Origin of the sequence: Thalassotalea hakodatensis, from assembly GCF_030295995.1 — a bacterium.
In the GTDB taxonomy this organism is placed as follows: domain Bacteria; phylum Pseudomonadota; class Gammaproteobacteria; order Enterobacterales; family Alteromonadaceae; genus Thalassotalea_C; species Thalassotalea_C hakodatensis.
In genome coordinates, this window is record NZ_AP027365.1 from 773,380 (window position 1) to 794,225 (window position 20,846).

Annotated in this window: 18 protein-coding genes; all 18 read left to right on the forward strand. The window is 40.8% G+C overall.

All coding sequences use genetic code 11. The features are described 5' to 3' along the window. Positions 1 to 117: 117 nt before the first annotated feature. The 18 genes from QUE72_RS03285 to ftsZ all read left to right on the forward strand — a co-directional run bounded on the left by QUE72_RS03285 (position 118) and on the right by ftsZ (position 20,842). Positions 118 to 1,131 carry a Fe(3+) ABC transporter substrate-binding protein gene (locus QUE72_RS03285; protein ID WP_286271535.1) on the forward strand — a complete coding sequence of 338 codons (1,014 nt, stop codon included), beginning with the start codon at positions 118 to 120 and terminating at the stop codon, positions 1,129 to 1,131. Continuing rightward, on the forward strand, positions 1,128 to 2,747 hold the full coding sequence (locus QUE72_RS03290; protein ID WP_286271537.1) for an ABC transporter permease: 1,620 nt from the start codon (positions 1,128 to 1,130) through the stop codon (positions 2,745 to 2,747). The genes QUE72_RS03285 and QUE72_RS03290 overlap by 4 nt, the downstream gene beginning before the upstream one ends. 5 nt (positions 2,748 to 2,752) lie before the next feature. Then, entirely contained in the window at positions 2,753 to 3,817 is a 1,065-nt protein-coding gene (locus QUE72_RS03295) for an ABC transporter ATP-binding protein (protein WP_286271538.1), read from the forward strand. Between the two features lie 220 nt (positions 3,818 to 4,037). Then, positions 4,038 to 4,496, forward strand: coding sequence for a division/cell wall cluster transcriptional repressor MraZ (gene mraZ / locus QUE72_RS03300; RefSeq protein WP_074498224.1), 459 nt, complete (start codon positions 4,038 to 4,040; stop codon positions 4,494 to 4,496). Between the two features lie 39 nt (positions 4,497 to 4,535). Beyond that, the gene (gene rsmH / locus QUE72_RS03305; RefSeq protein WP_286271540.1) at positions 4,536 to 5,474 is read left to right on the forward strand and encodes a 16S rRNA (cytosine(1402)-N(4))-methyltransferase RsmH; all 939 of its coding nucleotides are present in this window, start codon (positions 4,536 to 4,538) and stop codon (positions 5,472 to 5,474) included. Positions 5,475 to 5,476: 2 nt separating this feature from the next. Further along, positions 5,477 to 5,788 carry a cell division protein FtsL gene (gene ftsL / locus QUE72_RS03310; protein WP_074498229.1) on the forward strand — a complete coding sequence of 104 codons (312 nt, stop codon included), beginning with the start codon at positions 5,477 to 5,479 and terminating at the stop codon, positions 5,786 to 5,788. A gap of 3 nt (positions 5,789 to 5,791) precedes the next feature. After that, on the forward strand, positions 5,792 to 7,525 hold the full coding sequence (locus tag QUE72_RS03315; RefSeq protein ID WP_286271544.1) for a peptidoglycan D,D-transpeptidase FtsI family protein: 1,734 nt from the start codon (positions 5,792 to 5,794) through the stop codon (positions 7,523 to 7,525). Further along, positions 7,518 to 9,047, forward strand: coding sequence for a UDP-N-acetylmuramoyl-L-alanyl-D-glutamate--2,6-diaminopimelate ligase (locus QUE72_RS03320; RefSeq protein ID WP_286271545.1), 1,530 nt, complete (start codon positions 7,518 to 7,520; stop codon positions 9,045 to 9,047). The genes QUE72_RS03315 and QUE72_RS03320 overlap by 8 nt, the downstream gene beginning before the upstream one ends. Beyond that, positions 9,044 to 10,444 carry a UDP-N-acetylmuramoyl-tripeptide--D-alanyl-D-alanine ligase gene (locus QUE72_RS03325; protein WP_074498237.1) on the forward strand — a complete coding sequence of 467 codons (1,401 nt, stop codon included), beginning with the start codon at positions 9,044 to 9,046 and terminating at the stop codon, positions 10,442 to 10,444. Before QUE72_RS03320 ends, QUE72_RS03325 begins: the two co-directional genes overlap by 4 nt. Further along, entirely contained in the window at positions 10,444 to 11,526 is a 1,083-nt protein-coding gene (gene mraY, locus QUE72_RS03330; RefSeq protein ID WP_074498239.1) for a phospho-N-acetylmuramoyl-pentapeptide-transferase, read from the forward strand. Before QUE72_RS03325 ends, mraY begins: the two co-directional genes overlap by 1 nt. Positions 11,527 to 11,550: 24 nt before the next feature. Beyond that, positions 11,551 to 12,915, forward strand: a complete 1,365-nt coding sequence (murD, locus tag QUE72_RS03335; RefSeq protein WP_286271546.1) for a UDP-N-acetylmuramoyl-L-alanine--D-glutamate ligase — start codon at positions 11,551 to 11,553, stop codon at positions 12,913 to 12,915. Further along, positions 12,912 to 14,111, forward strand: coding sequence for a cell division protein FtsW (gene ftsW / locus QUE72_RS03340; protein WP_254849551.1), 1,200 nt, complete (start codon positions 12,912 to 12,914; stop codon positions 14,109 to 14,111). Before murD ends, ftsW begins: the two co-directional genes overlap by 4 nt. After that, complete coding sequence (murG, locus tag QUE72_RS03345) at positions 14,105 to 15,199, forward strand: undecaprenyldiphospho-muramoylpentapeptide beta-N-acetylglucosaminyltransferase (protein WP_407704965.1); 1,095 nt, start codon at positions 14,105 to 14,107, stop codon at positions 15,197 to 15,199. The genes ftsW and murG overlap by 7 nt, the downstream gene beginning before the upstream one ends. After that, positions 15,196 to 16,650 (forward strand): UDP-N-acetylmuramate--L-alanine ligase, encoded by a 1,455-nt coding sequence (gene murC, locus QUE72_RS03350; protein ID WP_286271550.1) that lies wholly within the window; start codon positions 15,196 to 15,198, stop codon positions 16,648 to 16,650. Before murG ends, murC begins: the two co-directional genes overlap by 4 nt. Beyond that, positions 16,640 to 17,572: a D-alanine--D-alanine ligase gene (locus QUE72_RS03355; RefSeq protein WP_286271551.1), complete on the forward strand. Its 933-nt coding sequence runs from the start codon at positions 16,640 to 16,642 to the stop codon at positions 17,570 to 17,572. Before murC ends, QUE72_RS03355 begins: the two co-directional genes overlap by 11 nt. Positions 17,573 to 17,577: 5 nt before the next feature. After that, complete coding sequence (locus QUE72_RS03360; RefSeq protein ID WP_286271553.1) at positions 17,578 to 18,357, forward strand: cell division protein FtsQ/DivIB; 780 nt, start codon at positions 17,578 to 17,580, stop codon at positions 18,355 to 18,357. 5 nt (positions 18,358 to 18,362) lie between these two features. After that, positions 18,363 to 19,598: a cell division protein FtsA gene (ftsA, locus tag QUE72_RS03365; RefSeq protein ID WP_286271554.1), complete on the forward strand. Its 1,236-nt coding sequence runs from the start codon at positions 18,363 to 18,365 to the stop codon at positions 19,596 to 19,598. Positions 19,599 to 19,672: 74 nt separating this feature from the next. Continuing rightward, positions 19,673 to 20,842 carry a cell division protein FtsZ gene (gene ftsZ / locus QUE72_RS03370; protein ID WP_074498257.1) on the forward strand — a complete coding sequence of 390 codons (1,170 nt, stop codon included), beginning with the start codon at positions 19,673 to 19,675 and terminating at the stop codon, positions 20,840 to 20,842. Positions 20,843 to 20,846: the final 4 nt, after the last annotated feature.

Consider the following 20,846-nt stretch of genomic DNA (forward strand, 5'->3'; position numbering starts at 1 on the left):
AAATAAATGGTGATACAACGTTAGTAAATGAGAATAATTCTCAGAAACCTTGACTCACCATGCTAATCTGATTAGTCTTGCTGCATTCATTTTTCCAGTATTTGTTGAGACCTTGTTATGTTAAAAAACACCCTGATAAAATTTACGGTATTAGCGGGTTGCTTTTTACCGTTTACCTTCGTTCATGCTAGTGAGGAAGTAAATGTTTACTCGTATCGGCAAGCTAACTTGGTAAAACCACTTTTTGATGTGTTTACGCAAAAAACAGGGGTTAAAGTCAATGTTGTATTTGCAAAAAAAGGGATGGCGGAACGGTTAGCGCGTGAAGGAGAACATAGCCCCGCAGATGTTTTATTAACAACCGATATTAGCCGATTAGTTGCCCTACAAGATAAAAACTTAATACAGCCTGTTTCATCAACAGAATTGGAATCGAATGTTCCTGCCCATCTTCAAGCGAATGACGATACTTGGTTTGCGTTAACAACGCGTGTTAGAAATATTTATTCTTCGAAACGCTTAGGTAATATCAACGTAAATTATGAAGATCTTGCAGATCCTAAATGGCAAGGACGAATTTGTACTCGTAGTGGCAAGCACCCATATACTGTTGCATTAGTCGCATCGATGATAGCAGAACATGGCGAGCAGAAAACACTTGAATGGTTAAAAGGTTTCAAAGCGAACTTGGCGAGAAAACCTCAAGGTAATGACCGTGGTCAGGTTCAAGCTATCCATCAAAACTTATGTGATTTGAGTTTAGGCAATAGTTATTACTTCGGAAAAATGTTAACTAACCCAGAGCAAAAAGTATGGGCTGACGCGGTTAATATTAATTTTCCTAACCAAAATAACCGTGGCGCACATATCAATATTTCGGGTGTAGCCATGGCAAAACATGCACCAAACCGTGAAAACGCCCTTGCGTTGATGGAATTTTTGATTTCAGAACAAGCGCAGCAAATGTATGCTGAAGCTAATATGGAGTACCCAGTGAGAAAAGGTGTTCCATTAGCAGAGTTGGTTGCGTCTTGGGGAAATTATAAAGCGGATGATCTACCGTTAACTACTATTGCAAAACATCGTAAAGCAGCAATATCCTTGCTAGATCAGGCTAAATTTGATTTGTGATCTCTCGCGTTAAATACCCTTTTTGGTCTTCAACAAGTTGGCTAATTGCTTTGGCGTTAATGACGCCAATAGCAGTGATGTTTTTTTCAGGTATCGCAGCTAATAGCGATACCTTTTTACATTTATGGCGAACTGTTTTACCTGATTATGTGTTAAACACCGTATTGTTAGCAGTGTATGTAGTTGTACTTGTCATATTATTTGGTGTGCCTAGTGCTGCATTAATTAGCTTAACGGATCTAAAAACTCGAGGGGTGTTACGTTGGTTATTGTTATTACCGCTTGCAATGCCCGCCTATGTAATTGCTTATTTATATACTGATTTATTTGATTATGCGGGACCTATACAGCGCTATTTACGTGCTCTTTTTTCTTGGCAATCTCCAGCGGACTATTGGTTTTTTGATTTAAGAACCTTAACAGGGGCAGCAGTGATGATCGCCTTAGTGTTGTTTCCCTATGTGTATATGCTGACAAGAACAGCGTTTGAGTATCAAGATCAACAACTTGTGAAGGCGGCTCGTTCATTGGGCCTGAGTTCACGTCAATGCTTCTTCAAGGTTACACTTCCGCTCGCTCGACCGGCAATTGCTATTTCAGCTAGCTTTGTATTAATGGAAACCTTGGCTGATTTTGCAACGGTGCAGTATTTCGCAGTTAATACGTTAACAACCGCAATATACGATACATGGTTGGAGTATGGCGAATTATCAACTGCCAACGCCCTCGCGAGTATTTTGATGGTTATGGTGCTGTTAACGGTAGCTGCAGAGTATCGAGCAAGGGCTCATCAACGACACCAATCAAAAGATAAACAAACCAGTAAGGCGCGTATTTCACTGACAACCCGTCAACATATCATAGGAGGGATCTATTGTTGGTTTCTGGTGTTTGCAGGGTTTCTTCTACCCTTTATTTTATTAGTCGATATGGCGGTTCAGTATTTTGAGCAAACAAGCTTAGCGGGTCTATGGCAGGCAGGTTTGAATAGTTTAGAGGTATCGATTTATGTTGCAACAATGGCAACATTGATAGCTGTGTTGTTAGGGTTATATCGCCGATTAAGTGGTGTAAAAAATTGTGCAATACCACTACAAGTTTCTGGCTTTGGTTATGCTGTACCAGGAACCGTATTAGCAATGGCTATGTTAGCTACGTTTGGTCCGTTAGATCATTGGCTGAACGATGTTGCAAAATGGTTTGAAATACCTACGCCTGGGCTGCTGTTGTCTGGAAGCCTATTTGCCATTATTTTTGCATTAGTGACACGTTTTGCCGCAATTGCAAATGGTACTATTGCTAGCGGACTTACTAAAATCCCTAAATCTTTGGATCTGGCGCCTGCTAGTTTAGGCGTGAGTAAATGGCGGAGTATATTCAAAGTACATTTACCGTTATTAAAATCCTCCATCATGGTAGCTTGGCTATTAGTGTTTGTTGAAGCAATGAAAGAGTTACCTGCTGTTTTGGTTTTACGACCTTTTAATTTTGATACACTAAGTACCCAAGTATACCAAATGATTTCAGATGAAAGGTTAGAGCAAGGGGCCATAGGCGCTTTATTCATCGTACTATTTGGTTTATTACCTATTATCGTACTTAATAAAAAAGAGTAATACCGTTGAGTGAAATATTAAAAGTTCAACACTTATCCGTTGATCTACAACAAAAACATATACTTTCTGATGTGAACTTTTCGCTCTATTCAGGTGAAATTTTAGGGTTGGTTGGCCCAAGCGGTTGTGGGAAAACAACCTTGTTAAACGCGATTGCAGGCTTTGTTGATTTTACTAAAGGACAATTAAAAATTGACGGTGTTACGATTACCACATCACAAGTTGTGCCAGCTGAAAAGCGTAATGTAGGGGTTATCTTTCAAGATTATGCATTGTTTCCACATTTGACTGTCAGAGAAAATATTGCATTTGGTATCAGCAAATTGCCAAAACAAGCACAGCAACAACGTATTGATGAATTATTAACGTTATTAAAATTAACGGAGCAGGAACAACAGTATCCGCATCAGTTGTCTGGAGGCCAACAACAGCGTGTAGCAATTGCACGAGCATTAGCGGTTAGACCTTCAATTTTGTTATTAGATGAACCTTTTTCAAATATTGATACGCGGTTACGAAATAGCTTAATGATTGAATTACGCGCCTTACTCAAGTCATTAAATATTAGTGCTATTTTCGTCACGCATAATAAAGATGAAGTGTTTTCTTTTGCCGATAAAATCGCCTTAATTCATCAAGGAAATATTATTCAATACGGCACACCTAGAGCAGTATTTGATCAGCCAAAAAGTTGGCATGTTGCTGATTTTCTACAAATAGGTAGTTGGTTACCAATCACACGTAAAAATAATAAAGTATATTCTGCGCTTGGTGAGATTACTGGTATCGATCAAATAGATATGAGCGAACAACAACAAGTCATATTGGTAAAGCCGCAATACTTAACGTTATCTTCTGCAGCACCGAACTGTGTGGTTAAACATGTATCTTTTACCGAACAAGGCTATCGCTATACGTTAAGTAGCATTACTCAAGATGACGACTTATCATTTGACGATCTTAGTTTCTATAGCGACACTTTATTAACAATAGATCAAAAAATTTCAGTGATGCTTGACCCTCACGAATATCAATTTTTTCACCTTGCCACCAGTATGGCTCAACTTTAGGCGTTATTTTACCCATTTAGGTTAAATATTTAGGCGAGAAAACCACAAAACTCCACAAAAACATAAACTTCCTTCTATCCCGCAATTTTATTGCTGATCACGCAGATCAAATAAGCAATTCTTTGCTTGACATACCTTTACTAGACTCACTAAACTGTATAAATGTGGAGAAAAGTGGAAAAAAGTGGATCTTAGTAGATCTTCAAACAAAAAAGGCAGCATGTTTAGAGGCACCAGTTCAATCACGCTTGATAGTAAAAGCCGTATTACGATACCAACAAAGTATCGTGAAGAGCTTGTGGCTGATTGTCAGGGAAAAATGGTGTGTACGGTAGATATACAACATGCGTGCTTATTGCTATATCCACTTCCTGAATGGGAAGAAATTGAATTAAAACTTTGTGGGCTTTCGAGTATGAACCCACAAGAACGTTTATTACAGCAAGTATTGCTGGGAAATGCGTCAGACTGTGAGATGGATAAGAGTGGTCGCTTATTAATCAATGGTCCGTTACGCAATCATGCTGGTCTCGACAAAAACGTGATGTTAGTCGGTCAGCTGAAAAAGTTCGAAATTTGGAGCGAACAAGCATGGCAAAGCCAAATGCAGCAAGGCATTGCCAAAATACAGTCAGGTGAAATTGAATTAACAGAGCGCTTGCTCGACCTGTCTTTATAACAAAAGAATTCATTACAACTAAAACGGCGTTTATTTAAAATGCAAACTGATAAGTCTCACATTTCTGTGTTGCTTGACGAAGCAATATCAGGACTCGCGATTAACCCCGACGGTATTTATATCGACGGTACCTTTGGTCGCGGCGGCCACTCAGGACTTATCCTTTCCAAGCTCTCTGACCAAGGGCGTTTAATAGCAATCGATAGAGACCCTACCGCAATAGCTGCTGCAGAAAAATATTCTGCCGACCCGCGATTTTCTATCGAACACACTGGTTTTGCTGATTTGTTATCAATCGCAGAAAAAGAACAGCTGTTAGGAAAAGTAGACGGCATTTTACTTGATTTAGGGGTGTCTTCACCGCAATTAGATCAGGCAGAACGCGGTTTTAGTTTTATGAACGACGGACCGCTTGATATGCGTATGGATACCACACGAGGGCAAACTGCCGCACAGTGGCTAGCGATTGCTGACGTTGAAGATATCACTTGGGTGCTGAGAACCTTTGGCGAAGAAAAGCACGCGTGGCGCATTGCTAATGCGATTGTTGACAGTCGAGAAGAGTCTCCCCTTACTACCACTGGACAGTTGGCAGCGTTAATTAAAAAAACAGCGCCACAACGTGAAATTAAAAAACACCCGGCAACACGAAGCTTTCAAGCAATCCGCATGTATATCAATAGTGAATTAGAGCAAATTGAACAAGCACTTGCCGCATCGTTATCTGTATTAGCTGAAGGCGGCCGTTTAGTGGTGATTAGTTTCCATTCGCTGGAAGATAGATTGGTGAAACAGTTTATGAAAAAACATTCACAAGGTAAGCAAGTGCCGCGAGGTTTGCCAGTTAGTGAAGCTGAAATTAATAAAGGTAAAAAGTTACGTTTAGAAGGAAGACAAAAACCTTCAAAACATGAAGTTGGTGAAAATGTGCGCTCTCGTAGCTCTGTTATGCGAGTAGCAACGCGGTTGGCTGAGTAAACATGTCAACCAAAGTGGTTTTGGCGTTTGAAGTTTGGCATGACATTAAACAGCATATTTGGATGTATTTGTTGTTACTAGCTGTTGTATTTTCAGCGTTTACGGTGATTTATTTTACCCACTTAAATCGACAAAGCACCAGCCACTTGGAAGTGTTGTTAACTGAAAGAGATGAGTTAGATATTGAGTGGCGAAATTTGTTACTTGAACAAAACAGTTTAGCAGAGCACAGCTCCATTGAGAGTAAGGCAGAAAAATTGCTCAATATGGAAAAACCTTCTGCTGATAATGAAATAATTATTAGGTTGAAATAATTAATGGTTAAGAAAGTAAGTAAGTACAAACAAATGACAGCATCATGGCGGTTTTATCTCGTCATAGGCGTTATTGTGCTTGTTTATTTAGGCTTAACCGCTCGCACTGCTTACATTCAAGTGATTGAACCTGATATGTTAAAACAACAAGGTGATATGCGCTCGCTTCGTACTGCTGCGAATAAAGTACATAGAGGCTCAATCGTTGATCGAAATGGCGTTGAACTCGCCGTTAGTGTCCCCGTTGATACTGTTTGGGCTGATCCTAAAATCATTATGGAGCAAAATGCACTGGCTAAAGTTGAGCATTGGCAGGCCTTAGCGGATGTACTAGATAAAGATGTGAATAGCTTAAAGTCGCGTGTCACTAAAAGCCCTGCAAAGCGTTTCGTCTATATTGAGCGTCAAGTGTCACCTGCCATGGCGGAGTATATTAAACAATTAAAAATCCCTGGTATTCATTTACGAAAAGAATCTAAACGATTCTATCCTGCAGGCGAAATAAGTGCTCATGTGGTAGGTTTTACCAATGTTGATGACAAGGGCATTGAAGGTGTAGAGCGCGTCTATGATGACCTATTAACAGGTGAACAGGGTAGCAAGCGTTATCGAAAAGATGCAAAAGGCAATCGCATCGAAGTGCTAGAAACAGTAGACGCTAAGCCACCACAAGATTTAGTGCTTAGTTTAGATCAACGTATTCAAGCATTAGCGTATCGTGAATTAAAAGGGGCAGTAAAAGCGTTTAATGCCAGCTCTGGTTCGGTTGTGGTAGCTGATGTTGATAGTGGTGAAGTATTAGCACTTGCCAATAGTCCGTCTTACAACCCGAATAACCGTAGCAATGTTGCTTTACATCGTTTACGTAACCGCGCAATAACCGATTTTTATGAACCTGGTTCAACGATGAAGCCAATGGCCGTGTTGTCAGCACTTGAATTTGGTGAAGTCACCGAAGATACCGTAATTGACACCAGTAAACGTATTATGCGTTTAGGTGGCAGAAGAGTTGGCGATCCTCGTAATTACGGAAAACAAACACCGACTGATATTTTAGTGAATTCATCAAACTTAGGTACGTCAATGTTGGCGTTATCACTTCCTAAAGAATTCTTTTTAGATAAATTTTTCCAAGCGGGCTTTGGTGAAAGTACCGGTATCAATTTGATTGGTGAAAGTGAAGGCATTATGCATACGCGTTCTCGCTGGTCACAAATTGAGCTAGCAACACTTTCTTATGGCATGGGGGTTTCTGCTACGCCGATTCAAATGGCACGTTTTTATGCCTCAATTGCTAATGGTGGTGTTAAAAAACCATTAAGCATTTTAAAACGCGAAAAAGTTAACAGCTATGACGAACAACGCATTTTTTCAGAAAAAAATACCGAAAGCTTGCTAGGCATGCTAGAGCAAGTGGTTGAGAAAAAAGCGCATAGAGCCAAAGTGGAAGGCTATCGCGTAGGTGGAAAAACAGGTACAGCGTTTAAAGCGGTAGCTGGTGGTTACGGCAATGACTATGTTGGTTTATTTACCGGCATTGCACCTATCTCAGATCCTAAAATTGTTGTGATCGTAGTAATAAATGAGCCAGGTGGTGATTTATACCACGGTGGCGAAATTGCAGCGCCAGTATTTTCTAGGGTGATGCAGGGTGCTTTACGTTTGCTAAATATTGAACCTGATGCTGATACTCGTGTGGTAAATGCTAAAGATGATAACGGAGGTAAACGTGTTTAACGTTGATGCTCGTTATCTAGAAACGCTACTCGCTAAATTTACTATTACCGTCTCATTGACGGTTCCGAGCATGCCTCGCCAATTATGCAATGATAGCCGACAACTAACCGTTGGTGATGTTTTCTGTGCGGTGAATGGCACCTTACAGCAAGGTAAAGCCTATATTAGCCAAGCATTGCAAGCTAATTGTAGCGTGATACTTGTTGAAACGTCTATTCAAGCTGAACATGGTCATGTCAAAAATGCGCATAATAAAGCGGGAGAGTTAGTACCTGTTATTGCGTTTTATCAATTAAATAAACAGTTATTTAATGTCGCAAAAGCATTTTATCAATCGCCGCAAGCTTCATTAAATATGGTTGGTATTACAGGAACGAATGGCAAAACAAGTACCAGCCAATTAATTGCGCAGCTACAAGATCAATTAGGTTTTGAAACGTCTGTTATTGGCACTAATGGCGCAGGTAAAGTAAATACTCTTGAGCCTATTAATAATACAACTCCTGGTGCTTCAGAGCTTCATGCTTTATTACAACGTTTTGTCGAATCAGCTCAGTACACGGTAGTGATGGAAGTTTCTTCGCATGCTTTAGCACAAGAGCGGGTAAATGCTGAATTGTTTGATATTGCTGTTTTTACCAATCTCTCTCGTGATCACTTAGATTATCACGGCACCATGGAAAATTACGGTGAAGCTAAGGCGAAGATATTTGCACAAAATGACAGACAATATGCGGTGATCAATGGTGATGACCTTTATGCTCAGCAATGGCTGAGTAAGAAAGCCATTAAACAGCCGACTATTGTCTATGGAAAGCTAAGTAGCGTTCGTCAATATGAGAAGTTTGTTTACGCTGCAAAAATAACCCCGAACCATGATGGCGTGAAAATAGAATTACAAACACATTGTGGAGAAACCGAAATACACAGTCCTTTGCTAGGCATATTTAACGTTGACAACTTATTAGCCGCGATCAGTGTATTGCTAGTACAAGGGATTGGTTTAACTGAGATTGCAGCGGCAATTACCAAGTTAACACCGGTAACTGGCAGAATGGAAACATTCCACGCAAACCATCTACCTCTCGCTGTTGTTGATTATGCACATACACCAGACGCTTTACAAAATGCATTGCTTGCCTGCCGAGAACATTGTTCAGGCCAATTGTGGGCAGTGTTTGGTTGTGGTGGTGATAGAGATAAAGGTAAACGTAAATTAATGGGGCAAGTCGCTGAAAAATATAGCGATAGAATTGTTGTGACTAATGACAACCCGAGAAGCGAACAACCTGAAGCGATTGCTAATGATATTTTGTCAGGTTGCGTTAAGCCAGAGCATATTACTGTGATGTTAGATCGCCAACAAGCGGTTATCTATGCGTTAAACAACGCAAGCCAGAAAGATGTGGTGTTATTTGCCGGTAAAGGGCATGAAAATTATGTCGAAATACAAGGAAAACGCCATCAATACAATGAACGCGAGTGGGTAAGCTCACAATATAAAATTGGTATAACGCAATGATAAAATTACAACTATCAGAAATTGCTAATGCGGTAGATGGCACCTTAATCGGTGAAGATAAAACGATTGATGCTATCAGTACAGATAGCCGCTCATTGGCAGAAAAAAATGTTTTTCTAGCCTTGCGTGGTGATAAGTTTGACGGTCATAAGTTTGTGCAACAAGCTGAAGATATTGGTTGTTCAGCGGTAATTGTTGATCATGACTGCCAACTAAATATTGCTCAAATTGTGGTTGAAGATACCCACAAAGCACTAGGAAAAATAGGTGCTTATGTGAAAGAAAAGGTATCACCGAAAACCGTGGGTATTACAGGAAGTAGCGGTAAAACAACGGTAAAAGAAATGGTAGCGGCTATTTTGGCTCGCTTAGGCAACGTGCTTGCGACTAAAGGTAATTTCAATAACGATATTGGTGTGCCATTAACGTTATTGCGTTTAGAAGAAAACCATGATTTTGCCGTGGTGGAAATGGGCGCGAATCATATGGGCGAAATTGCCTATACTTCTGGTCTTGTTCAGCCTGATGTTGCGGTTATCAATAATATCGCCGCCGCTCATTTAGAAGGGTTTGGTGACTTATGCGGTGTTGCACGAGCAAAAGGCGAAATTTACGAAGGCATGAAAAGCAACGGTGTCGCACTTTATAACCAAGACTGTAAGTTAGCGAATAAGTGGCAATGGCGTTTAGTGGATAAAACCGTAAAAACCTTTTCTTGTTATAACAAAGCAGATTGTTACAGCAACGATGTTGTACTCGATGACAATGGATGTGCAAGTTTCAACCTGTTTTGCGACCAAGTAGGCTCTACTTTTGTTGAATTAAGCATTCCTGGCCGACACAACGTATGTAACGCCGTTGCGGCCGCATCAATTGCACTTGAATTTGGTGCTAGCTTAGAAGATATAAGATTAGGTTTAGCTGAAATGACACCCGTTCAAGGCAGATTAAACCTTCATCGTTTAGATGAAAATTGTAAATTAATTGACGATAGCTATAACGCCAATGTTGAATCAATTAAAGCTGCTAGTGATCTACTCGCCAGCTATCCAGGCAAGCGTGTACTGATTCTTGGAGATATGGGTGAGCTTGGCACAAATGCACGGAGCTACCATCAAGAAGTGGGCGAATATGCAGCAGGTCGAGATATCGATGAGCTATTAACGCTTGGTGTATTAAGTCAAAGCACTGCTGATGCATTCAATCAACGTAAACCTTCTCACGGCAAACACTTCAGCGAGCGCAGCGTTTTATTAAAGCACCTTGCTCAAGTATTGGCAGGTGAGCAGCAAGAAATTTCGATATTAGTGAAAGGATCCCGTAGTTCTCATATGGAGTTGGTTGTTCAAGATATTAAAAAGTGGCGTAGTGGCCAAATGCATGAGGAAATTGCTTAATGTTACTTTGGCTAAGTGAATACCTAACTCAATATTTTACCGCGTTTAACGTTTTCTCATATTTAACGTTTAGGGCAATTGTTTCCACGTTAACGGCGTTGGGTGTTTCTTTATATTTTGGTCCTAAATTAATACGCTACTTACAACGAATGCAAATTGGTCAAACGGTACGTGACGATGGGCCTGAAAGCCATTTATCAAAATCAGGTACACCAACCATGGGCGGCATTTTAATTTTAGCTGCCATCGTGTTTAGTGTTTTATTGTGGGGCGACTTAACCAATCGTTATGTGTTAACCGTGCTGTTTGTCGTGGTCAGTTTTGGCATTATTGGTTTTGTTGATGATTATCGTAAAGTAATTCGCAAAGATTCTAATGGTTTAATTGCGCGCTGGAAATATTTTTGGCAAACGGTGTTAGGGTTTGGCACTGCATTATTCTTGTATTCAACGACACAGCAAGCATCTGAAACGGCACTCATAATACCGTTTGTCAAAGATGTGCTACCACAATTAGGTATGCTTTATATTTTATTAACCTACTTTGTCATAGTGGGTACAAGTAACGCGGTTAACTTAACAGATGGTTTAGATGGATTAGCTATTGTTCCAACCATTATGGTGGCGGCGGCTTTTGCAGTATTTGCTTATGTAACCGGCAATATTAATTTTTCAGCCTATCTCAACATTCCATATATCCCACTGACCAGTGAGTTGGTGGTGGTATGTACGGCAATTGTTGGTGCAGGTTTAGGGTTTCTTTGGTTTAACACCTACCCAGCACAAGTATTTATGGGTGATGTTGGCTCTTTAGCCTTAGGTGCGTCCTTAGGCGTCATTGCTGTACTTGTTAGGCAAGAGTTGGTGTTGTTCATTATGGGGGGCGTGTTTGTCATGGAAACGGTCTCTGTCATTTTACAAGTAGGCTCTTACAAACTACGTGGTCAGCGTATTTTTAAAATGGCGCCTATACATCATCATTATGAATTAAAAGGTTGGCCTGAACCACGCGTTATTGTGCGCTTTTGGATAATTTCTTTAGTGCTGGTATTAGTCGGCTTAGCAACGTTGAAACTTAGATAATTAGTAAGGTTTGTAATCAATAACATGAAATTAAATGTTGTCAATCATTATAAAAACAAACGCATTGTGGTGTTGGGTGCAGGCCTAACGGGCATGTCTTGCGTGCGTTTTTTACAACAACATAATATTTCATGTTTATTAAATGATAGTCGTGACAATATTATTAATGGTGCTGAGTTTACGCGTACTTATCCAAGCAATACGTTAGTCACCGGTTTGTGGGATCTTGATGAAATTAGTCAGGCCGACATCCTCATTGTTAGTCCAGGAATAGATTTGCACGCTGAAGATCTTTTTCCTCATATCTCAATGGGCTGCAAAGTTATTGGCGACGTTGAACTTTTTTGTCAGTTAAATGATAAACCAATTGTTGCTGTTACTGGCTCAAATGGTAAATCTACCGTCGTCAGTATTTTATCGCATATTGCTAGTGCTCTTGATGTCAATATGGCGCTTGCAGGTAATGTTGGTACGCCAGTACTTGAATTGATAAACGCGGAAGTAGATGGCTTTATTTTTGAATTATCAAGCTTTCAAATAGAAACATTGCAGAGTATGCAGGCTAAAGTGGCCACGGTTTTAAATATAAGTGACGATCATTTGGATCGGCATTTAACCGTTGAAAATTACAGCGAAATTAAACAAAAAGTCTATCAGCAGTGTGAGTTTGCAGTAATCAACCGTGATGATCCTGCAAGCTTTAACCACTTAAGTTTATCGGCTGAACGTGTAACATCATTCGGGCTTGGTGTACCAAATCAGAATGATTTTGGCATTATCACGGAAGATAAGAGTCAATATTTTGCGTTTGGAAAACAAAAAATTATTGCCATAAATGCACTACCTTTAGCGGGTTTACATAATGCCTTAAACTATCTTGCGATATTTGCCATTGCTCATCGTTTAGGTTGGCCGCTTGATGCAGTAGCAAATGCGTGCAAATCGTTTCACGGACTTGAACATCGTTGCCAACGAATTATAACTTCTGACAAAATCAATTGGATCAATGATTCGAAAGCAACCAATGTGGGTGCCACTGTAGCGGCTATTGAAGGACTTTATCCAACCCTAACCTCAGGTAAAATAATACTCATTGCTGGTGGTGAAGGGAAAGGTGCAAACTTTTCAGTTCTTGAAGATGCCATAACGAATAAAGTCGCTAAGCTAATTACATTCGGCAAAGATGGTCATCAAATCGCACAACTTAACTCATCAAGCTTACAAGTTGAAAGTTTGGAAGATGCAGTGAAACAAGCAAGTTTATGTGCTGAAGCTGGGGATATTATTTTACTTTCTCCCGCTTGCGCTAGCCTTGATATGTTTAAAAACTTTGCCGAACGTGGTGATGTCTTTGCTCAAACCGTTAAGTCGTTACAGGGGGCGGAATAATGTCGTCGGTAACTCAGCTGTCTTTATTCAAGTTTCATCAATGGTTCACTCATGAACGTAAAACAGTGGCAACGTTTGATAGAGACTACGTGCTACTTGCTGCTGCTATGTATGCTATTGGTCTTGTAATGGTGATGAGTTCGTCAATGCCTGTCGCTGAACGTTTATTTGATAATCCATTCCATTTCTTTATCAGACACAGTGTTTATATTGTATTAAGCGTGATTATTGGTGGTTTGGTCATGCAAATTCCTATGGTGAAGTGGCAGCAATATAGCGGACCGCTGTTGATATCTGCGATTGTGTTACTGCTCGCTGTACTTATTATCGGTCGTACCGTGAACGGTTCTACGCGTTGGATTGTTATCGGACCGATCACGGTACAAGCTGCCGAACCAGCAAAACTTTATTTTTTCTGTTATTTATCTGCTTATATGGTGAGACGCAGAGAAGAGGTGATGGAAAACTTTAAAGGGTTTTTCAAGCCTCTTGTTGTTTTTGGTGTTTTAGCCAGCTTACTGTTATTTCAACCTGACTTAGGCACTGTGGTGGTGATGTTTGTTACCACTTTTGGTTTGTTGTTTTTGGCGGGAGCAAAGCTCTGGCAGTTTATTTCAATTGCCTCTGTAGGGTTGTCAGCGATTGCTGCGTTAGCGTATTTCTCGCCGTATCGCTGGGCGCGAGTAACCAGCTTTTTAGATCCATGGGCTGATCCATTTGGTACAGGTTATCAACTCACACAATCATTAATGGCTTACGGGCGGGGTGAAGTATTAGGACAAGGTTTAGGTAACAGCATTCAAAAGCTTGAGTATTTACCTGAAGCTCACACCGACTTTGTCATGGCGATTTTAGCCGAAGAAATGGGGTTTGTAGGTGTCGCTATGGTACTTATGTTGAGTTTAACATTGGTCTGTAAAGCCTTACTGCTTGGCAGAAAAGCGCTATTAAAAGAAAAATATTTTGAAGGCTTCTTTGCTTATGCCATTGGCATTTGGTTTAGCTTTCAAACGGCAGTAAATGTTGGTGCCAGTGCGGGGATTGTACCTACTAAAGGGTTAACTATGCCGCTGATCAGTTCTGGCGGTAGTTCAATGATCATCATGACGATAGCCTTAGTGGTATTAATGCGAATTGATCATGAAATTCGGGTGCAAAGCTTACAAGCGACGAGTAAAGGAGGTAAAAAATCGTGAATACGACTAAAACACCTACTTTATTAGTCATGGCTGGTGGTACTGGTGGACATATTTTCCCCGGTATTGCAGTAGCAGAACACTTAAAAGCACAAGGTTGGCATATTCATTGGCTTGGCACCAAAAAGCGTATGGAAGCTGAAATTGTACCTGCACATGGTTTTGACATTTCATTTATTAATATTGCGGGTATACGGAATAAAACATGGTTAGATTGGCTAAAGCTACCGTTTAAACTAGGGCAATCAGTTTGGCAATCAATTCAGGTTATTCGCAAAGTTAAGCCAGACGTTGTTTTAGGGCTTGGTGGCTACGCAAGTGCGCCAGGTGGGGTAGCTGCGTGGTTATGCGGTAAACCGTTAGTCTTGCATGAGCAAAATGCCGTTGCCGGTATGAGTAATCGTTATTTATCAAAAATTGCTGAAAAAGTGCTCTGTGCATTTCCTCATGCCTTTAATGATAGCGTTAAATGCCAAGTCGTGGGTAACCCATTGCGTGGTAATATTATTGCATTAGAGCAAGTTATACCTGTACAGCCAACAAGTACGAAAAAAGTGTTAGTGGTAGGTGGAAGTTTAGGAGCAAAAGTGCTTAATGACACCGTACCGAAAGCTATCAGCCAAATTAAACGCCAAAATATTCAAATATGGCATCAAACGGGTAAAGGGCATTTAGCCTCAGTTAAGTCGCTATATCAACAATACGGCATTGATACTTCACAAGTCATATTACATGAATTTATTGATGATATGGCGAGTGCTTATCAATGGGCTGATGTAGTGATATGTCGAGCGGGCGCGTTAACGGTTTCTGAATTAGCGATGGCAGCTAAACCGGCAATATTTATTCCACTCCCTCACGCCGTTGATGATCATCAAACAAAGAATGCGCTGTATTTAGTTGAACGACAAGCGGCGAAATTAATTGCACAAAAAGATTTAAACGGAACAAGCTTAGCTCAAATGTTAAATAGCTTATTCATCTCCGATAGCGTTATACAAGCCATGGCAAAAGCCGCGCATGATGCTGCACATGCAAACGCAACAAAAGATGTTGCTAATATTTGCCAGGGGCTTGTTCAACGATGAGTAAATTTATGAAAAAAATATCAAATATCGCTAGCATTATTCCTGAAATGCGCCGTGTTAAATCAATCCACTTCGTTGGTATTGGTGGTGCCGGTATGGGAGGTATTGCCGAGGTACTACTAAATGAAGGTTATCAAATTACCGGTTCAGATATCGGTGAAAATCTTGTCGTTAAACGCCTTGAAAGTCTTGGCGCAAAAGTAACGATAGGGCACCAAGCAGACAATATTCTAGGTGCAAGCGTTATTGTAGTATCAACGGCCATAGATCAAGAAAACCCTGAACTCATTAAAGCAAGAGAGTTACGTATACCAATAGTAAGACGTGCTGAAATGCTAGCAGAATTAATGCGCTTTAGACATGGCGTTGCTATTGCTGGCACACATGGGAAAACGACAACCACTAGCTTAATAGCCAGTGTCTTTGCAGAAGCTGATCTCGATCCAACGTTCGTTATTGGTGGCTTATTAAATAGTGCAGGTACCAATGCACGTTTAGGTTCAAGCCGTTATTTAATCGCAGAAGCTGACGAAAGCGATGCGTCATTTTTACATCTACAGCCTATGGTTGCAGTGATCACTAATATTGATGAAGATCACATGGAAACCTACCAAGGTGATTTTGAAAAACTTAAAGATACCTACATTGAGTTTCTACATAACTTGCCTTTCTATGGGCTTGCTGTGGTCTGTATTGATAACCCAGTAGTGCGTGAAATACTACCAAGAATTGGTCGCCAAGTGATCACCTATGGTTTTTCTGATGACGCTGATGTTGTGGCGACTAACTACCAACAAAGTGGCGGCGTTAGCTATTTCTGTGTAGAACGTAAAGGCCTACCTAACCTTGACTTGAGCGTTAATTTACCTGGCCAACATAATGTATTAAATGCGTTAGCGAGTATTGCTGTGGCAACCGATGAAGGGGTTGCTGATCAAGCGATTGAAAATGCTCTCTCGAATTTTGCAGGAATCGGACGAAGATTTGAACAGTTGGCTGACTTATCAACGGATAAAGGTCATATGGTGTTGGTGGATGATTACGGTCATCATCCACGTGAAGTTGCCGCAACGATAAAAGCGATGCGTAATGGTTGGCCAGATAAACGCTTAGTGATGATCTTTCAACCGCACCGATATTCCCGAACACGAGATTTATACGAAGACTTCACTGAAGTGTTGTCTGAAGTCGATAGCTTATTTTTGCTTGATGTTTATGCCGCAGGTGAGATACCTGTAGCAGGTGCAGATAGTAAAAGCTTAGCCAGAAGCATAAGGCAACGAGGCCAAGTAGAGCCCATTTACGTTAGCGATTTAAAGAAACTCCCTGAGCTACTTGCCAGTCATCTCATTGATGGTGATATGGTGATCACTCAAGGTGCCGGTAATATTGGTGCGCTTGCTCGTTCATTAGCGAATGATGCGATATTAGGAGGCAACGATGAAAGCTAACCTTCATATTGCGGTATTATTTGGTGGTGATTCGGCAGAGCGAGAAGTGTCATTAAGATCAGGGCAGGCGGTAGCAAACGGCTTAACCGAAGCCGGCTTTAAAGTAACGTTAATTGATACTAAAGATTATTGCTTGTCTGATTTAGCAAGAGCTGATGTTGATCACGTGTTTATTGCTTTGCATGGTCGAGGTGGTGAAGATGGTAGTGTGCAAGGGGCCCTAGAGTATATGAATATCTCATATACTGGTTCTGGCGTACTTGGTTCAGCACTTGCGATGGATAAAATACGTTCTAAACAAGTGATGCAGTCGGCGGCAATACCAACCGCTGCGTTTGAGATAGTACATAAAGATAGCTTTAACAATGCTCAGGCTAAAGCGATCCTGCAAAAGCTAGGCGATAAAGTGATGGTTAAACCCGCACACGAAGGCTCTAGTATTGGCATGTCAGTAGCTGAAAATCCCTCTGAATTAACGCATAGTCTTGAAACCGCTTTCCAATATGATGAAGAAGTATTAGTGGAAGCATGGATTTCAGGACCAGAATACACAGTCGCGGTTCTTGGTAATAACGCGTTGCCAGCAATTCATATGGAAACGCCAAATACCTTTTATGATTACCAGGCGAAATACCAATCAAGCACAACACGTTATCATTGCCCTAGTGGTTTATCTGATAATGATGAAAAAGCACTTAGTGACATTGCATTGAAAGCGTTTAAATGCACTGGTGCAAAAGATTGGGGGCGCGTTGATGTTATGCGAGATAATAAAAACCAATGGCAGGTATTAGAAGTAAATACGGTACCAGGAATGACAGAAACATCGTTAGTGCCGAAAGCGGCCAAAGTTTATGGGTTATCGTTTGTTGAACTGGTAACAAAGATTGTTGAATTAAGCATAGAAAATAAAGGCAAATAAGCACCGTGGCAACCAAGCAGAAAAAAGCAACGTCACAAAGCAACAATGTAGAACAACTTCATTGGGGGTTCTGGTTTGGTGTTAGCTTTTTTGTGTTAGTTATTTTATCGCTTTGTTATATGGGATGGTTGATGTCAGAACGCTTATCTGCGCAAGAATCTGCGCCGGTAACTTCTGTGGAAATCATGGGTGAGATGCCATATACCACAAGGTTAGACATTGAAAAGGCAATCGAAACGATTAATTTGGGTAACTTTTTTAACGTTGATGTAAATAAAGTACAACAGCATGTGGCCGATTTACCGTGGGTGTACTCTGTTTCCGTGCGAAAACAATGGCCTAATGAATTGAAAATTTATGTGGTAGACCAAGAGCCTGTTGCATTTTGGAATGGTGATTTTTTAATTAATACGCAAGGTGTTGCCTTTCAGGCAGATACCTCAAGGGTCGTTAAACATTTACCTGCATTTTACGGCCCAGAAGGTAGTGAACAAACAGCGTTAGAAAACTACACAAATTTGAGTGAGATTTTAGCATTTGGTGAACTAGGCATTGATGAGTTAATGCTTTCAGAGCGTTATTCATGGCAGTTGACACTAAATGATGGCGTATCGCTAAATTTAGGTCGAGAAAATAGAGTACAACGAATACAGCGATTTATCGATGTATATCCACAAATTAAAAAAAATGCTGAGCAAAAGCAACAAGTAGATTATGTGGATTTACGTTATGACACCGGCCTTTCAGTAGGTTGGAAACCTTTAACAGAGAAAGAAAGAGTTTAACTTAAATGGCAAAAGTTAATGACAGAAATTTAGTAGTAGGCTTGGATATTGGTACATCCAAAATCTCTGTTGCTGTGGGCGAAATTACGTTAGATAACCAACTTAGCATTGTAGGTGTTGGGAGTCAGCCGGCGAGAGGAATGGATAAAGGGGGCGTAAACGATTTAAACCTCGTGATCCAATCTATACAGCGGGCAATTAATGAAGCGGAATTGATGGCTGATTGTCATATTACCTCTGTGTACTTAGGTATTTCAGGTAAGCACATTAGTTGTCAAAACGAAAACGGCATGGTGCCAATTAACGATCAAGAGGTCACGCAAGAAGACGTTGATAACGTGATCCATACCGCACGTTCAGTACCGCTTTCAGCAGAAAGACGTATGTTGCATGTGTTGCCACAAGAATATTCTATTGATTGCCAAGACGGTATAAAAAGTCCAATAGGTATGTCAGGTGTGCGTATGGAAGCAAAAGTACATATCGTCACGTGCGCTAATGATATGGCAAAAAATATTGTTAAGTGTGTTGAGCGTTGCGACGTAAAAGCGGATCAATTAATTTTTTCAGCACTAGCGTCAAGTTATGGTGTGATCACTGATGATGAAAAAGAACTGGGTATCTGTGTGGTAGATATTGGTGCAGGTACCATGGATATTGCTGTATTTACTGGCGGTGCTTTGCGTCATACCGCGGTGATCCCTGTTGCTGGCAATCAAGTAACCAGTGATATTGCAAAAATATTTAGAACGCCGTTGAGCCATGCGGAAGACATAAAAGTGCAATATGCGTGTGCACTACGCCAAATGGTCAGTATGGAAGAAAACATTGAAGTTCCCAGTGTAGGTGGTAGACCTGCGCGCTCTATGTCACGTCATACGTTGGCTGAAGTTGTTGAGCCTCGATATCATGAATTATTCGAGCTCATCCAAGAAGAATTACGCCAGTGTGGTTTAGAAGACCAAATAGCAGCGGGCTATGTGTTAACAGGTGGTACCGCGAAAATGGAAGGCGTTGTTGAGTTTGCTGAAGAAGTATTTCAAATGCCAGTACGTGTTGCAGCCCCTCAACGCATAGCGGGTTTAAAAGAGTACGTTAATGATCCTACATACGCGACAGTAGTAGGGCTATTGCAATATGGCATGCAAGCGAACGAACAAAACCAAAGTGAAGAAAAGCCAACTGATGGTGTCACCAGTATTGGCACAAGAGTTCTGGCTTGGTTTAAAGGTGAATTTTAAAAAGGGTGACATTGTTATCCTGTTATTTTTAAAAGTTTTGGTGGAACAAAACATAACAATCGGAGAGAGAAAAAATGTTTGAATTAATGGAAGATCATAACGAAGAAGCTGTAATAAAAGTGATTGGTGTTGGCGGCGGTGGCGGTAATGCCGTTGAACATATGGTTTGCCAAACCATTGAAGGTGTGGAATTTATTACGGCAAACACAGACTCACAGGCGTTACGTAACTCATCAGCGAATGTCACGTTACAAATAGGTGGTGATGTCACAAAAGGTTTAGGTGCAGGAGCTAACCCAGAAATTGGGCGTCGAAGCGCAGAAGAAGACCGCGAAACCATCAAAGAAACCATTCAAGGAGCAGATATGATTTTCATTGCTGCTGGTATGGGGGGCGGTACAGGAACTGGCGCGGCACCTGTTGTTGCAGAAGTTGCTAAAGAATTGGGCATTTTAACGGTTGCTGTAGTGACTAAGCCTTTCCCTTTTGAAGGTAAAAAGCGTATGAACTACGCAGATCAAGGGATAGAATTTTTAGCACAAAACGTAGACTCGTTGATTACTATTCCAAATGAAAAGCTATTAAAAGTGTTAGGCCCTGGTACGTCATTATTAGATGCATTTAAAGCTGCCAATAACGTATTGCTAGGTGCTGTTCAAGGGATTGCGGAACTTATTACCCGTCCTGGACTCATAAACGTAGATTTTGCTGATGTTCGCACAGTAATGTCAGAAATGGGCACAGCAATGATGGGCTCAGGTATTGCTTCAGGTGAAGACAGAGCAGAAGAAGCTGCAGAAGCTGCAATTTCTAGCCCATTACTTGAAGATGTTGATTTAGCCGGTGCACGCGGCATATTAGTTAATATTACTGCTGGCATGGACATTTCTATTGATGAATTTGAAACAGTTGGTAATGCAGTTAAAGCGTTTGCTTCTGAAAATGCAACGGTTGTTGTTGGTGCGGTCATCGATCCTGAAATGACTGATGAATTAAGGGTAACCGTTGTTGCAACAGGTATTGGTGCAGAGCGCAAGCCTGATATCACGTTAGTGAATCCGACGCCAGCAGTTGAACCCATTGCGGTTGGTCAGGAATTTACTTCGGCACCACAACCAGAAGTAAATACACAATCAGCAGCAATGCCAGAAGCAAATGCTCAGGCACAAACACAAAAAGTAACAGCGGCTGCGATTGATGACTACTTAGATATTCCAGCATTTTTGAGAAAGCAGGCTGACTAAGTAA

Bases quoted from the DNA above. Each gene is read 5' to 3' on its own strand.
- QUE72_RS03285 (WP_286271535.1), top strand. From the start codon at position 118: ATGTTAAAAAACACCCTGATAAAATTTACGGTATTAGCGGGTTGCTTT.
- mraZ (WP_074498224.1), top strand. From the start codon at position 4,038: ATGTTTAGAGGCACCAGTTCAATCACGCTTGATAGTAAAAGCCGTATT.
- rsmH (WP_286271540.1), top strand. From the start codon at position 4,536: ATGCAAACTGATAAGTCTCACATTTCTGTGTTGCTTGACGAAGCAATA.
- ftsL (WP_074498229.1), top strand. From the start codon at position 5,477: ATGTCAACCAAAGTGGTTTTGGCGTTTGAAGTTTGGCATGACATTAAA.
- QUE72_RS03315 (WP_286271544.1), top strand. From the start codon at position 5,792: ATGGTTAAGAAAGTAAGTAAGTACAAACAAATGACAGCATCATGGCGG.
- QUE72_RS03325 (WP_074498237.1), top strand. From the start codon at position 9,044: ATGATAAAATTACAACTATCAGAAATTGCTAATGCGGTAGATGGCACC.
- mraY (WP_074498239.1), top strand. From the start codon at position 10,444: ATGTTACTTTGGCTAAGTGAATACCTAACTCAATATTTTACCGCGTTT.
- murD (WP_286271546.1), top strand. From the start codon at position 11,551: ATGAAATTAAATGTTGTCAATCATTATAAAAACAAACGCATTGTGGTG.
- murC (WP_286271550.1), top strand. From the start codon at position 15,196: ATGAGTAAATTTATGAAAAAAATATCAAATATCGCTAGCATTATTCCT.
- QUE72_RS03355 (WP_286271551.1), top strand. From the start codon at position 16,640: ATGAAAGCTAACCTTCATATTGCGGTATTATTTGGTGGTGATTCGGCA.
- ftsA (WP_286271554.1), top strand. From the start codon at position 18,363: ATGGCAAAAGTTAATGACAGAAATTTAGTAGTAGGCTTGGATATTGGT.
- ftsZ (WP_074498257.1), top strand. From the start codon at position 19,673: ATGTTTGAATTAATGGAAGATCATAACGAAGAAGCTGTAATAAAAGTG.